The 14,104-nt window shown below is 64.2% G+C and carries 15 protein-coding genes; 8 read left to right on the top strand and 7 right to left on the bottom strand.

Annotated elements, in window-relative coordinates; genetic code table 11:
- Positions 1 to 125 precede the first annotated feature (125 nt).
- The 8 genes from I6F20_RS27780 (at position 126) to I6F20_RS27745 (ending at position 7,857) form a co-directional block, all read left to right on the top strand.
- Positions 126 to 911, top strand: coding sequence for a CoA transferase subunit A (locus tag I6F20_RS27780; RefSeq protein WP_225128722.1), 786 nt, complete (start codon positions 126 to 128; stop codon positions 909 to 911).
- Entirely contained in the window at positions 911 to 1,669 is a 759-nt protein-coding gene (locus tag I6F20_RS27775; RefSeq protein WP_225128721.1) for a CoA transferase, read from the top strand. Before I6F20_RS27780 ends, I6F20_RS27775 begins: the two co-directional genes overlap by 1 nt.
- On the top strand, positions 1,666 to 3,975 hold the full coding sequence (locus I6F20_RS27770; RefSeq protein ID WP_225128719.1) for a molybdopterin-dependent oxidoreductase: 2,310 nt from the start codon (positions 1,666 to 1,668) through the stop codon (positions 3,973 to 3,975). The genes I6F20_RS27775 and I6F20_RS27770 overlap by 4 nt, the downstream gene beginning before the upstream one ends.
- Before the next feature lie 14 nt (positions 3,976 to 3,989).
- Positions 3,990 to 4,559 carry a peroxidase-related enzyme gene (locus I6F20_RS27765; protein ID WP_036026687.1) on the top strand — a complete coding sequence of 190 codons (570 nt, stop codon included), beginning with the start codon at positions 3,990 to 3,992 and terminating at the stop codon, positions 4,557 to 4,559.
- A 126-nt stretch (positions 4,560 to 4,685) separates the two neighbouring features.
- Positions 4,686 to 5,345, top strand: a complete 660-nt coding sequence (locus tag I6F20_RS27760; RefSeq protein ID WP_346276767.1) for a hypothetical protein — start codon at positions 4,686 to 4,688, stop codon at positions 5,343 to 5,345.
- Positions 5,346 to 5,364: 19 nt separating this feature from the next.
- Positions 5,365 to 6,057, top strand: coding sequence for an L-fuculose-phosphate aldolase (locus tag I6F20_RS27755; protein ID WP_036011567.1), 693 nt, complete (start codon positions 5,365 to 5,367; stop codon positions 6,055 to 6,057).
- 32 nt (positions 6,058 to 6,089) lie between these two features.
- Positions 6,090 to 7,052 carry a carbohydrate kinase family protein gene (locus tag I6F20_RS27750; protein WP_225128716.1) on the top strand — a complete coding sequence of 321 codons (963 nt, stop codon included), beginning with the start codon at positions 6,090 to 6,092 and terminating at the stop codon, positions 7,050 to 7,052.
- Between the two features lie 58 nt (positions 7,053 to 7,110).
- Positions 7,111 to 7,857 (top strand): SDR family NAD(P)-dependent oxidoreductase, encoded by a 747-nt coding sequence (locus I6F20_RS27745; RefSeq protein WP_225128714.1) that lies wholly within the window; start codon positions 7,111 to 7,113, stop codon positions 7,855 to 7,857.
- Between the two features lie 27 nt (positions 7,858 to 7,884).
- Here I6F20_RS27745 and I6F20_RS27740 read toward each other — a convergent pair whose 3' ends face one another.
- From I6F20_RS27740 to I6F20_RS27710, 7 genes are read right to left on the bottom strand one after another with little or no spacing between them, the layout of a single operon-like run.
- Positions 7,885 to 8,859 carry a tripartite tricarboxylate transporter substrate-binding protein gene (locus tag I6F20_RS27740; RefSeq protein ID WP_225128712.1) on the bottom strand — a complete coding sequence of 325 codons (975 nt, stop codon included), beginning with the start codon at positions 8,857 to 8,859 and terminating at the stop codon, positions 7,885 to 7,887.
- A gap of 24 nt (positions 8,860 to 8,883) precedes the next feature.
- Positions 8,884 to 9,600 carry a GntR family transcriptional regulator gene (locus I6F20_RS27735; protein WP_050991723.1) on the bottom strand — a complete coding sequence of 239 codons (717 nt, stop codon included), beginning with the start codon at positions 9,598 to 9,600 and terminating at the stop codon, positions 8,884 to 8,886.
- Between the two features lie 23 nt (positions 9,601 to 9,623).
- On the bottom strand, positions 9,624 to 10,364 hold the full coding sequence (locus tag I6F20_RS27730) for an SDR family oxidoreductase (protein ID WP_057026127.1): 741 nt from the start codon (positions 10,362 to 10,364) through the stop codon (positions 9,624 to 9,626).
- 24 nt (positions 10,365 to 10,388) lie between these two features.
- Positions 10,389 to 11,159: an SDR family oxidoreductase gene (locus I6F20_RS27725; protein WP_225128710.1), complete on the bottom strand. Its 771-nt coding sequence runs from the start codon at positions 11,157 to 11,159 to the stop codon at positions 10,389 to 10,391.
- Positions 11,160 to 11,175: 16 nt separating this feature from the next.
- On the bottom strand, positions 11,176 to 11,556 hold the full coding sequence (locus I6F20_RS27720; protein ID WP_036011548.1) for a carboxymuconolactone decarboxylase family protein: 381 nt from the start codon (positions 11,554 to 11,556) through the stop codon (positions 11,176 to 11,178).
- A 29-nt stretch (positions 11,557 to 11,585) separates the two neighbouring features.
- On the bottom strand, positions 11,586 to 12,821 hold the full coding sequence (locus I6F20_RS27715) for an ABC transporter substrate-binding protein (RefSeq protein WP_036011543.1): 1,236 nt from the start codon (positions 12,819 to 12,821) through the stop codon (positions 11,586 to 11,588).
- A gap of 31 nt (positions 12,822 to 12,852) precedes the next feature.
- Entirely contained in the window at positions 12,853 to 14,085 is a 1,233-nt protein-coding gene (locus tag I6F20_RS27710) for an ABC transporter substrate-binding protein (RefSeq protein ID WP_225128708.1), read from the bottom strand.
- Positions 14,086 to 14,104: the final 19 nt, after the last annotated feature.

Genomic DNA, 14,104 nt, shown 5'->3' with positions numbered 1-14,104 from the left:
ATGAAGGCTCCGCCGGCGAAGCCAGATTGACAGCATCGTCCAAATCCGCCTAACATAATTTGGAATTGCGTTCTACAATATAGAACAAAGCCGGGAGGGTGATGGTGTTGAGCGAGCCTCGCGTCATGGCGAAGCACATCGAGCCGGGCATGCGCGTCGCGCTGCCCGTCGATTACGCCGGCGTCTCCATGGCCATGACGCGTCCAATGATCGAGCATGGCGCGGGCGATCTCGATCTGGTCTGCGTGCCAACCGGCGGATTGCAGCTCGACCAGCTTGTCGGCGCAGGTCTGGTCCGGACGGTGGAGACCAGTGCGGTCTCGCTGGGCGAAGCAGGTGGAGCGCCCCGGTTCAACGCGGCGGTCAAGGAAGGCGCGGTTCGACTGAAGGACGCGACCTGTCCTGCCATCCATGCGGGCCTGATGGCGGCGCAGAAGGGCAGCCCCTTCATGCCCCTTCGCGGGCTGATCGGAACGGATCTGCTGCGCCACCGCGACGATTGGCGTGTCGTCGACAATCCGCTGGCGGATGGAGGCGATCCGATCGTGCTGATTCCCGCCATCAAGCCTGACGTCACGATCTTCCATGTGCCGATGGCTGATCGCTTCGGCAATGTCTGGATCGGGCGACGCCGCGAGCTTGCCGCAATGGCCTACGCTTCGCAGACAGTTCTCGTCACGGTGGAGCGCATCGTCGAGGAAAATCTGCTCGCCGACGAGATGAGCGCGGCCGGCGTGCTGCCGGCACTCTACGTCACGGCAGTCGCGCGCGCACCGAAGGGCGCATGGCCATACGGTTTATGGGGCGAGTATGCCGCCGATAGCGCGGAGATCGCGCGTTATGCGAAGGCCGCGCGAACGGCCGACGGCTTCTCGGCCTATATGGCGCAGGCGCAGATGGAGCCCGCGTGATGTCGGACGTTCTCCCTCGCGAAGTGCTGATTTGCACGATCGCGCGGCTGCTCGATGGCGTCAGGCATGTTGCCGTAGGCGCCTCCTCTCCGATTCCTGCCGCCGGCGCGATGCTGCTGCGTGCAATGAAGGAGGCGCGTGGCGCCGTTGGTCCACGCCTCTCCATCCTCGGTTCTGTCGAGCATAATTTCTTCACCAACGGTTCGGCGGAGCTGTTCGATTGTGCAGGTCAGGGCCGGATCGACGCGTTCTTCCTCGGCGGCGGCCAGATCGACGGCCTTGGCAACGTGAACCTCGTCGGCACCGGTCACTATCCGCGCTCCAGCGTGCGCTGGCCCGGCTCGTTCGGGTCGGCCTATCTCTATTTCGTCGTGCCGCGGGTCATCCTGTTCCGCGAGGAGCATACGCCGCGCGTCTTCGTCGAGAAGGTCGACTTCATCAGTGCCCCCGGCGTCAGTCCCGAGGGAGTGTTCCGGAGCGGCGGCCCCGTGGCTCTCTTGACCGGCAAGGGACTCTTTCGATTCGACAAGACGCGGCCGGGGTTCGAGCTGGAGAGTGTTCACCCCGGGCACGATCTTGCGGAGATCAAGCAGGCGACCGGCTTTCGATTCGAGCATGACGCCGAGCCGCGGCAGACCGCGCTGCCCGATCGATCGACACTCGACGTGCTCCGCGGCCGCGTGTTCGACGAACTCGCCGAGACCTATCCCGAATTCGCCGCGCAGATGCGGCGCGAACTTGGAGCGGTGGACGCATGAGCAGGATCAAACGGATCCCGCATTGCAGCCATTGGGGTGCGTACACGATCCTCGTCGAGGATAACCGCATCGTCGGCGTCGAACCGTTCCAGCACGATCCGGCGCCGTCCCCGATCATCCATTCCATTGCCGAATGGGCCAATCCCGAGCGGCGCGTGCTGCGGCCGATGGTCCGTTCCGGCTGGCTGGACAAGCGCGAGAAAAGCGATCGCCGGGGACGCGGCCGGGAAAAATTTGTGCCGGTCAGCTGGGACGAGGCGACAACGCTGGTTGCCGACGAAGTGCGCCGCGTCGCCGACACGTTCGGGAACGCATCGATCTTTGCGGGCTCCTATGGTTGGACGAATTCGGGGCGCCTGCATCATGCCTCTTCGCTTCTGAAGCGCATGCTCAATCTGGCCGGCGGCTTCACCCGGCACGTCGATACCTATTCCATCGCGGCGGGTCCGGTGATCCTGCGCCACACGCTGGGCAACGACGATGCGTGTGGCGGCCGCGCCAATACGCTCGACACGATCGCGCAGCACACCGAGACGCTGGTGGTGTTCGGCGCTCTGTCGCCACGAACCGCGCAAAACGAGGCCGGAGGAATTGGCAGCCACCGCCTCGAGACTTATCTCAGGAAAATCGTCGAGCGTGGCGTCAAGGTCATCCACGTCTCGCCGCTGAAGGACGATCTGCCGGACTGGGTCGATGCCGAATGGTGGCCGATCCGGCCGAACACCGACACTGCGCTGATGCTCGGCCTCGCCGGCGAGATCGTGAAGGCCGGCCGGCACGACACGGATTTCCTTGCGCGCTGCACCAGCGGCGCGGATCGTCTTCTTCGCTATCTCGAAGGCAAGGCGGATGGCGGACGAAAGGACGCCTTGTGGGCCGCCGGCATCTGCGGGCTCGGTGCAGGCCAGATTGCCGAGCTCGCAAGGCGCCTGGTCGACACGCGGAGCATGTTGACGGTGAGCTGGAGTCTGCAGCGTGCCCATCACGGCGAACAGCCGTTCTGGGCGGCGCTCGGACTGGCCTCGATAATCGGCCAGATCGGGCTGCCGGGCGGCGGTGTCGGCTACGGCTATGCTTCGCTGGCAGGTGTCGGGGCCCCGCTCAATCTCGGCAAGTCTCCAGCCATTTCACAGCTGAAGAGGCCGATCGACAGCTTCATCCCGGTGGCGCGCATCAGCGACATGCTGCTCAATCCCGGTCGGCCATTCAGCTATGAAGGCGAGATCCGCTCCTATCCGGATACGAGGCTGGTCTATTGGGCGGGCGGCAATCCTTACCACCATCATCAGGATCTCAACCGCCTGTCGGAAGCCTGGACGAGGCCCGAAACGATCATCGTGCAGGACCCGATGTTCACCGCGACAGCCCAACGGGCCGACATCGTGCTGCCGGCAACCACGTCGATCGAGCGTAACGATCTTGCCGGCAACAGGCGCTCCGACTTCATCCTGGCCATGAAGAAGGCCATCGAGCCGCTGGGCGAAGCCCGCTCCGACTTCGATATCTTCAACGCGATTGCAGGCAAGCTCGGTGTGGCCGAGCGCTTCAACGAAGGCCGCGACGAAATGGGTTGGGTCCGGCATCTCTACGAAGCCTGCCGCGACGACGCCTCGAAGCGCTTCGGCTTTGAGATGCCGGAGTTCGATGCGTTCTGGGAATCCGGCTATGCCCACTGCCCGGTCAAGGCAGACCACACGTTCCTGGCCGACTTCCGCAACGAGCCCGAGGAATACCCGCTCAACACCGAAAGCGGGAAGATCGTACTCGGCAGCGAGACGCTTGCCAGGCTCGACTATCCCGACTGCCGCTCGCATCCTGCCTGGATCGAGCCCGCCGAATGGCTCGGCACTGCAGAAGCTGGCCAAATGCACCTCATCTCGCATCAGCCGGCTGGTCGTCTTCACAGCCAGCTTGAAACCGGCCCATCGAGCCGCGTCATGAAACGCAATGGCCGTGAACAGGCCCGTCTTCATCCTGACGACGCGGCTGCTCTCGGCATCGTCGACGGCCAGACGATCCGCATCTGGAACGACCGCGGGGAATGCCTTGCGACTGCTGAGGTCAGCGACGAGGTCCGCCGGTGGGTGCTTGTGCTCCCGACCGGCGCCTGGTTCACACCGACCGGCAATAGCGGCCTCGAGGTCGCCGGCAATCCGAACGTGCTCACGCTTGACATCGGCACGTCTCAATTCGGCCAGGGCTGCTCGGCCCATACCTGCCTGGTGCGGGTCGAGCCCTACGCCGCCGATCGGCGCGATGCGTTCGAGGCCTATCAGGAAACGCTCGTCGCGCTTGCGGCAGTCTAACAGGAGCTTGGAACATGTCTGCAACCGCGATCAGCCGCTTTCCCGTTCCCGATATCGCGACGCTGCCGGAGGATATCCGCGCACGGATCGAGGCCGTTCAGGAGAAGTCTGGATTCGTCCCGAACGTCTTCCTGACACTCGCGCATCGTCCGGACGAGTTCCGGGCGTTCTTCGCCTATCACGACGCTCTCATGGACAAGCCGGGGCCGATCACCAAGGCCGAGCGCGAGATGATCGTCGTCGCGACCAGCAGCGCCAATCAATGCCAGTATTGCGTCGTGGCGCACGGCGCCATCCTGCGCGTGCGGGCGAAGAATCCGCTGATTGCGGACCAGGTCGCCGTCAACTACCGCAAGGCCGATATCACCGCGCGGCAAAGGGCGATGCTCGATTTCGCGATGAAGGTCTCGGTGCGCGCCTATGAGGTGGACGATTCCGACCTCGTGGATCTCAAGGGACATGGATTCACCGAGGAGGACGTCTGGGACATCGCAGCCATCGCTGCATTCTTCGGCATGTCGAACCGCCTCGCCAACGTCACCAGCATGCGTCCGAACGACGAGTTCTTCGCGATGGGACGCTAAACGCCGCGAACGAGAGCTGCAATGGTATCGCTGGTCATCGACAGGCGCTTCCGGGGCCCACCCAACTCCGGCAACGGCGGTTATGTATGCGGATGTCTCGCAAGGCACGTCAGTGGAGACGCCGAAGTGACGTTGCGCGCCCCGCCGCCGCTGGAGCGGTCGCTCGACGTGCTGACGGGGGCCGACGGCGGGATCGAGTTGCGCGAGAACGACAAGCTGCTCGCGACGGTGCGTGCAACAGACATCGATGTGCCGGACGTTCCCAGGGTAAGCTACGAGGCGGCCGAAGAGGCGGCCGGCCGAACACCCTACGAAGAGCAGACCCATAACCTTCCGACTTGTTTTGTCTGTGGCCCCGCGCGTGGTCACGGCGATGGTCTTCGCATCTTCGCAGGCCCGCTGCAGGCGGGCGCTGTCCCGGGCAAGCCCGTCGTGTTCGCGGCCTCCTGGGTACCTCATGGGAGCCTGTCCGGTGCGGACGGCCATGTCGCGCCCGAATTCGTCTGGGCCGCGCTCGATTGCCCGACCGGCTATTGCAGCGTTGGCGCCCGTCACCTGGGATTGAAGGGCGACGAAACGGCGCTGCTCGGACGCATGGCCGCTCGGATCGAACGCCGGCCGCGTCCCGGAGATCGATGTGCGGTGGTGGCGTGGCCGACCGGGCGGGAAGGCCGCAAGTTGTTTGCCGAGAGTGCTTTGCTCGATGCCGAGCAGGAGGTGCTGGCGACCGCGCGAGCCACCTGGCTGTTGGTCGACCGTCAGGTCCAGCTCGGAGCAAGTGCATGAACCAGAGTGGAAGCAAGGTATGACCGGCCGCGAAGCAGAGCTCGAACTTCGTCAATCCATCATCGACGCGTGCCGCGAGATGGCGGCGCAAGGCATCAACCAGGGAACGTCCGGAAACATCAGCGTTCGAGCCGACGACGGCATCCTGCTGACGCCGTCCGGTCTTCCCTACGACCGCATGAAGCCCGAAGACATCGTGGCCATGAAGTGGGACGGCTCATGGACTGCATCGGCCGGCAATGTTCCGTCGACCGAATGGCGTTTTCACCTCGACATCCTCAAGTCGAAGCCGGAGGTCGGCGCCGTCGTTCACGCCCATCCGGTCTTCTGCACCATCATCGCGATCATGAATCGCTCGATCCCTGCGATTCACTACATGATTGCCGCGGCCGGCGGCAACGACATCCCCTGCGCGCCCTATGCGCAATATGGTACGGCCGAACTGTCGCAGGCGGCCCTGAACGCGCTTCGCTATCGCCGCGCCTGCCTCCTCGCACATCACGGGCTGATCGCCATCGGTCCCAACCTGCGCAAAGCCTTGTGGCTCGCGGTGGAGGTCGAGGTGCTCGCCAAGCAGTATCACGGCTGTCTTCAACTCGGCTCTCCTCCGCTGCTACCGGACGAGGAGATCGACAGCATCCTGAAGCGATGGGGGCATTACGGCCTGCGCGATAACGAAGGCGCTCCCAAGATTACCCAGCTGTCGAGCTAGATCACGATCAAACCACTGTCCTGCGAGAAATCATGGCTCATTCTCACGACGTCAGCGTCTGCGGTACTTATATTCTGGACATTCTGGGGGTCCCGGTGACCGAGATTCCGCCCGGTGGCGGCCGCCTGCTGATCGAAGAAATCCGGCTCGCGGTCGCCGGCACGGCCGGCGGAACGGTCGTTCCTTGCGCGCGGCTCGGCTTGAGGGCGCTCGCGGTTGGTGCCGTCGGCTCCGACGAGAAGGCTGATTGGATGCTGAACGCGCTGGAGCGCGAAGGCATCGATATCGCTCTGATGGAGCGAATGACCGGCGCTCCAACCTCTGCAACGATTTTGCCGATCCGGCCCGACGGCTCGCGTCCGGTCATGCATGCGAGGGGCGCCTCAGCCCGATGGCGGATCGCGCCCGAAACGCAAGTAGCCGCATGCCGGAGCAAAATTCTCCATCTCGGCGGGGTCGGCTCTCTGCTTGCGATGGATGGAGCGCCTTCCGTCGCATTGCTGCAGGACGCGAAAGCCGCTGGTTGCACGACGACGCTCGATCTCATCCAGGCGCGGCGTGAGACGCTGGCGCTGGTCGAGCCTCTGCTGCCTTACGTTGACTTCTTCATGCCGAGTATCGACGAGACCAGTGCCATGGTGGGAACCGACGATCCCGCCGCATGCGCCCGGTTCTTCATCGACAAGGGAGCAGGGGCCTGCGCTATCTCTCTCGGCGCCGACGGCTCGTTCGTGATGACCCGCGACGGACGCCAGTTCACGGTGCCGGCGTTCGACGTTGCCGTTCGCGATACGTCGGGATGCGGCGATTCCTATACGGGCGGCTTCATCGCGGGGCTGGCTCGCGACTGGGACCTGCTCGACTGCGCCAAGCTCGCGACCGCGACGGCCGCGATCGTCGCGACGGGGCTGGGTTCGGGCGCCAATCTCGTATCGTTCGAGGAAACCGTGAAGGCCATGAACACCTTGCCAGTCCGCAAGCCGGCTCGCGCCTGATCTTTTCAACGCCGGTAAAGAACCAACATTCATTGGAAATAACAGGGGAGAACGCAACATGGCCCGACATGCGATCGTGACGGGAGCAAGCCGCGGCATTGGCCGTGCAATAGCCATTGGGCTTGCAAGGCGAGGCTACGATCTCGCGCTGACCGACATCGCGGCCCAGGAGAAGGTTCTGCTCGAGACCGTCGCCGAGGTCGGCAAGCTTGGCGGCCGCTGCATCCAGGTGCTGGGCAACGTCAGCGATATCGGCGATTGCAGGCGTGCGGTGGCTGAAGCCGTCCAGGGTCTCGGGCACGTCGATGTCCTCGTCAACAATGCGGGCATCCTCAGGCTGGCCACCATCGACGAGCTGACGACGGATACATGGGATCAGACCTTCGCCGTCAACACGCGCGGCGTCTTCCAGATGACCCAGGCCGTGGTGCCACATATGAAGGAGCGCAAATACGGGCGGATCGTCAACATCGCCTCGCTCGCCGCTCGAACGGGCGGTCCGGGACAGTCCCACTATGCTGCATCGAAGTCGGCGGTGGTCGGCTTCACCCGGGTGTCGTCCATGGAGTTCGGCGGCTACGGCATCACGGTCAATGCCGTATGCCCGGGCATCATCGTGACGGAGATGGGGATGAACAATCTCCGCGATCCCGAGCGTGTCGCCTATTTCGAGAAGGTCACGGACCTGCACCGGCTCGGGCAGCCGGAGGACGTCGTCGGGCCCGTTGCGTTCTTTGCGTCTGACGATTCTGCGTTTGTGACCGGCCAAGCCCTCAACGTGGACGGAGGCATCTTTTACAGTTAGCAACGGGGTCGATCCGCTCTAACTAACCTATTGCGGCTCGATGCCGGCTGCCTTGATAATCCTTCCCCATTTGCCGATCTCAGCCTTGAGAAAGGCTTCAAGGGCTTCCGGCGTCGCGCGTTCGGGTTCAACCGGGGACATGCTGAGCTCACCAAACCGATTGATCAGGGCGGGATCCTTCAGCGCGGTCTGCAGCGCGCCGACGAGTTGGTCGACTACGGGCTTCGGCGTGCCGCGCGGGGCGTAGAGGCCATACCAGGTCGTCACGTCGAACGCGGGAAGGCCGGCCTCGGCCGAGGTCGGCACGTTCGGCAGCGTTGCAACCCGCTTCTTGCTCGTGATCGCGTAGCCCTTGATCGTGTTCGACTGAATATAAGGCGTCGGCCCGGTTGCAGGGTCGCAATAAACGTCGATGTGGCCGGCGATGACGTCGTTCAGTGCTGGGCCGCCGCCCTTGTAGTAGATCGGGGCGAGCTTGGTATCGGTGGTGCTCATGAACATCAAGCCGCAGAGCTGTGAGGCCGAGCCGAGACCGACATTGCCGAAGGTGATCTTGTCGCCGGCATTGCGGATCCGCGCGATGAGCTCGTTGAGATCCTTGGCAGGAAAGTTCGGCCGCGCCACGAGGATCATCGGGACGTCGGTGACGAGCCCGATCGGGGCGAAATCGCCGACCGGATCGAACGGCAGCTTGGCGTAGAGGGCCGGCGCGGTGGCCTGGCCGACATGCATCAGCAGCAGCGTGTAGCCGTCGGCGGCCGCCTTGGCGACACGGTTGGTGCCGAGCGTGCCGCCGGCGCCGACGACGTTTTCGATCACGATCGACTGTTTCAGCGTCGCACTCATGGCGCCGCCGAGGATGCGTGCGATCACGTCGCCGGGACCACCAGCTGAGAACGGCACGATCATCGTGACCGGGCGGGTGGGGTAGTCTTCCGCAATGGCTGCGCGGCAGGGATAGAGCAGGACAAGCAGGATCAGCGATCGTACGAGATACGTCATCGAACACTCCCTGGCGGCAATGTTTTAGTCGTCGGAAGGCGCCGCCTCCTTGGCTGCCGACGATTTTTCGATCATGTCGAGCGCGGCCACCGCAGCCGCATTGATGTGGTCGACGCAGCAGCGCTCGGCGAGGTCCGCATCGCCGTTCTGGATCGCGCGCCAGATCGCGGTAACCTCGCGCAAGCTCTTGTTGATCCGCTTCGGCTGCGACATCGAGGTGATCCGCAACAGCTGGATTCGGTCATGCAGCGGCTTGAGCATGCGCTCGATGAACGCGTTGCGGCAGCCACCGATCAGAGCGGCGTAAAAGTCGGTCTTGGCTTCCAGGCATCCGACGAGGTCCTGCTTGGCTGCGGCTGCCTTCAGCCGGGTCAGGGCTTCCCCGATCCGGCGAGCCACTTCCGGGTCGTGAAGCCTGGCGCATTCACGGCCGGCGAAGCCTTCGAGCACCGCGCGGGCGGCGTAGAGCTGCCGGGCCTCCTCCAGGCTGATCGTGGAGACCACGGGGCCGCGGTGAGGGACCGTATTGACCAGCCCGTCGGCCTCGAGGGCGCGTAGTGCTTCGCGGATCGAGGGGCGGCTGACGCCCATCATCTCGCAGAGCTCGCGCTCGACCAGGCGCTGGCCCGGTTTCAGCGTGCCGGACATGATCGCCTCGCGCAGCTTTTGCGCCACCATCGCTCGGACGGTCGGTACGTCATCGATGCGGAGTGTCGACTGCAATTCGCGGCGTCTTTCCATGTCCGGGCCTTGGTTGGAATGATTCAATACCGGTTTACAGGCAGAATCATCATTTCGGCAATTTGAACGTGGGCGGGCTGATCCAGGGCGAACACGATCGAGCGGGCGATGTCGGCCGGCTCAAGCGCCATCCTGAACTGGTCGAAATAGTCCTTTTCCTTCTGCTTGTCGCCGCGGTAGCGGGTCAGGATGATGTTGGTCCTGGTTAGGCCGGGCTGGAGCTCGGTGACCCGGATCGCGGTGTCCGCCAGCTCGCCCCGGAGGGTCTCGGTGAACATGTGCACGCCCGCCTTGCTGGTGCTGTAGGCCGCCATATCCGGGACTATACGGACGGCGTTGATGGAGCTGATGTTGACGATATGGCCGGCGTTGCGCTTGACCATGTCGGGGAGGATCGCGCGGGTGACGCGCATCAGGCCAATCAGGTTGGTCTGGATGATGTTGGACCAGTCGTCGGCGGAGCCGGCGTCGAAGCGTGTCCGGCCGCCGATGTCATGCCCGGCATTGTTGATGAGGATTTCGACCGGCTTGAAATGAGCAGGGATGGCCTCCGGCAGACTATCCACGTTCCGGGAATCGCTGACGTCGAGCTGAATCGGAAACACCCTGTCGCCGACGGTGGCCGCCAGCTGCTGAAGCGCCTCGGCGTCACGATCGACCAGCACGACGCGGCGGCCGCTGTCCAGCAGCGCCTTGGTGATGGCACGTCCCATGCCGCCGGCAGCGCCGGTCAGGACGACGGTCTGGCCTGGTTGTTCGGTCATCTCAGCACTCCCATTCCAATGCTCTCATGCGATTGACCAGCCGCCGTCGATGGGCAGGCTGGCGCCGGTGATGTCATTTGCCGCGGTGCCGCAGAGAAAGATGACCATGGCGGCGACCGCATCCATTTCGACGAAGCGCTGCGTCGGCTGGCGCTCGCCAAGATATTCGCGGGTCACGTCATCGACGGGGCGTCCGCTATTCGCTGCCATCGTCGCGATCTTGTTCAGGATCGCCGGCGTCGGCAGCGTACCCGGGCAGAGCGCGTTGCAGGTGATTCCGCTGCGGGCGGTCTCGATGGCCACCGCGCGGGTCATGCCGAGGATCGCCGCTTTGGTCGTGACGTAGTCGATGCGATCTTCGACCGCGCGGCTCGAATAGATCGAGCCGATATTGATGATCCGGCCCCAGCCGCGCTGCTTCATCGCGGGCAGCGCAAGGCGGATCAGGTGGAACGGCGCCGACAGGTTAACAGCGAGCGCCTGGTCCCAGCGATCGGGTGGAAACTGCTCGATCGTCGAGAAATGCCTGACAACGGCGTTGTTGACAAGGATGTCGATGGCTCCGCAGCGGTCGAGCAGGCCGACCATCATGCTCTCGATGTCGTCGCGCCCGGACAGATCGGCAGCGGCGGGGATGACCTCGATGCCGAAGCGGGCGCTGAGGTCGTCCGCGGGCTGCTTCGGCGCAACGAGGTCGTGCAGGACAATGTTGCAGCCCGCGCCGGCCAGGCCTTCCGCGATGGCGAGGCCAAGGCCTGCGGTCGCGCCGGTCACGAGTGCCCATTTGCCCTTCATCGCAGCCCGCGCGCCCTTATTTCTTGTCGAGCTCGGCGAAGACTTCCTTCGCGTTGCGGAACGCGTCCACGCCGGCCGGCACGCCGCAATAGATCGCGACCTGCATGAAAACCTCGCGGATCTCCTCTTTGGTCGCGCCATTGGCGAGGGCGCCGCGGACGTGGGTCTTCAGCTCGTGCGGACGGTTGAGCGCGCAGAGCATCGCCAGATTGAGGAAGCTGCGCGTCTTTCGCGTCAGCCCTTCGCGGCCCCAGACGTAACCCCAGCAATACTCGGTGGTCAGATCCTGCATCGGGCGGTTGAACTCGTCCGCGGACGCGATCGCCTTGTCGACGAACTCGCTACCGAGCACGCTTTTGCGGATTTCGAGGCCGCGGTCGTAGGTCGCCTTGTCCATTCTGTTCTCCGTTTCTCGTTCGGGCGTTCTCAGGTCTTCGGCCAGAACGGTTTGGCCAGCGCAAGCTCAGGCGGGAACACCGTCACCGGCACGCCGGATTGCCACTGCACGATGGTCATGCCGGCGCCGACGCGGCGGCCTTTCTGGTCGAACTTGATCTCGCCGAGCGGGTAATATTTCGAGGGGCCTGCATCCATGGTGCGCAGCGCTTCGCCGACGGCAACGCGGTCGGCCTTGCCGGCCTTCTCCAGCGCGTCCTTGATCACCCACATGTCGCCATAGGTGGAGATCGCATTCTGCGTCATCCACGGCTCCTTGTAGCGGGTCTTCAACTCGGCGATCAGCGCCTCGTGGCCCTTGGCGCCCCAGCTCGCAACGCAGGTCAGGACTCCCTGGAGCAGTTCCGGGCTCACGGTCTGCAGCATGTCAGGCTCGGCGATGGCGATGCCGAACGAGATGGTCGGCACCTTGCCCTGGCCGAGGCCGAACTCGTTCATCTTCTCGAGCAGCAGCTTGGCGTCGGAGATCACCGTCGGCAGGAAGAAGAGCAGGTCGGGCTTGGCCGAGCGAATCTTCTGAACCAGCGACGTCGCGTCCGCCAGCGGCGGCGTGAAGGTCTCGTCCACGATCAGCTGCAGCTGGTTCTCTGCCAAGAGGCCCTCGCGCATCGATTTCGCCGAGGCGATCGACGCGGCCGTGTTGTCGGTGAGGATCGCGACCGTCTTCGGCCGCTTGCCCGATGCCGTCTCGGCCAGCTTGATGATTTGCGGCAAGGCCTGACGGGCCTGTGAGGCTGCCGTGGCCGAGGTCTGGAACACGTATTTGAAGCCGCGATCCGTGATCAGATCGGAGTAGGAGAGGGTGAGGACGGGCAAGTTGGCGCGTTCCGTGACCTCGGTGACCGCGAGCGTGAAGGATGACAGGTAGGCGCCGCTTGCCGCGACCAGGTCGCTCTCCTGCGCCACCATACGCTGGGCGGCGTTCTTGGCCTTCTCAGTTGTGTCGCCGGAATCGAGCACCACGAGCTTCAGCTTGGCGCCGCCGAGCGCCTTGACTCCGCCTTGCGCGTTGATGTGCTCGACCGCCATCTCGGCGCCCTGACGCATCACCGTGCCGGGACGGGCGTAGATGCCGGAGATCGGCACCAAGAGGCCGACTTTCACCTCAGATGGCTGCTGTGCCCAGGCACGGGATGCGATCAGCGTGCCGGACGCGCCCGCAAGCAGTGTTCGACGGGTGATCCTGATCTTGCTCGTTGTTCTCATGACAATCCTCCTCCCTGAAAAGCGTGCGATGCTATTTCTTCGGCCAGAACGGCTGCGCCTGCGCGAGCTCGGGCGGATAGACGGTGACTGGCACGCCCGATTGCCATTGCACGATGACGACGCCGGCGCCGACCCTGCGGCCCTTCTCGTCGAACTTGAGCTGTCCGCCGGGATAGTATTTCGACGGTCCGGCATCCATGGTGCGGAAGGCCTGCGCGACCGCATTGCGGTCGGCCTTACCGGCCTTTTCCAAGGCTTCCTTCATCAGCCACATGTCGCCATAGGTCGAGATGACGTTCTGCGTCATCCAGGGCTCCTTGTATTTCGCCTTGAGCTCGGCGATCAGAGCCTCGTGACCTTTCGAGCCCCAATTGGCGACGATGGTCATGATGCCCTGCACTGTCTCCGGGCTCACACTCTGGAGCATGTCCGGCTCGGCGATGGTGATGCTGAAGGACACGGTCGGGATCTTGCCCTGGCCAAGGCCGAACTCGCTGATCTTCTCGAGCCCCAGCTTGGCGTCCGACACCGCGTTCGGCATGAACAGCAGCAGATCGGGCTTGGCCGAGCGGACTTTCTGGATCAGCGGCGTCGCATCCGACAGCGGCGGGGTCCAGACTTCCTCGACGACGAGCTGGAGGACTTCCTGCGCGAACAGCTTCTCCTTCAGCGCCTTGGCCGTGGCAACCGAAGTCGCGGTGTTGTCCATCAGCATCGCGACCGTCTTCGGCTTCTTGGCCGAGGCGTTCTCCGCGAGCTTCATCAGAGTCGGCAAGCCGAGCTCGGACTGGCGGCTCGCGGTCGCGGCGGTCTGGAAGATGTATTTGAAACCGCGGTCGGTCAGAAGGTCCGAATAGGACAGCGTCAGCACCGGCAGCTCGGCACGCTCGGTCACCTCGGTGACCGCCAGCGTGAAGGACGACAGATAGGCGCCGGTGGCCGCGACGAGATCCGGCTCCTGCGCCACCATGCGTTGCGCCGCGTTCTTGGCCTTCTCGGTTGTGTCGCCGCAATCGATCACGACGAGCTTCAGCTTGGCGCCGCCGAGCGCCTTGATGCCGCCCTGCGCGTTGATGTGCTCGATACCCATCTCGGCGCCCATCTTCATCACCTGGCCGGGGCGGGTGTAGATACCCGACAACGGCACGATCAGTCCGACCTTGATCTCGGCCGGTGTCTGCGCGCGTGCCACGCCGGCAAGGCTCACGGCGGCGGCGCCGGACAGCACGGTCCGTCGCGAGAGTCCCTTCGATGTCTTGTTCATTTTGTTTGCTCCCTGGTCT

Origin of the sequence: Bradyrhizobium sp. IC3123 (genome assembly GCF_020193625.1) — a bacterium.
GTDB classification, from domain to species: Bacteria; Pseudomonadota; Alphaproteobacteria; order Rhizobiales; family Xanthobacteraceae; genus Bradyrhizobium; species Bradyrhizobium yuanmingense.
Note: the sequence above shows the minus strand (reverse complement) of the source record. Positions and strands in the feature narration are given on the sequence as shown.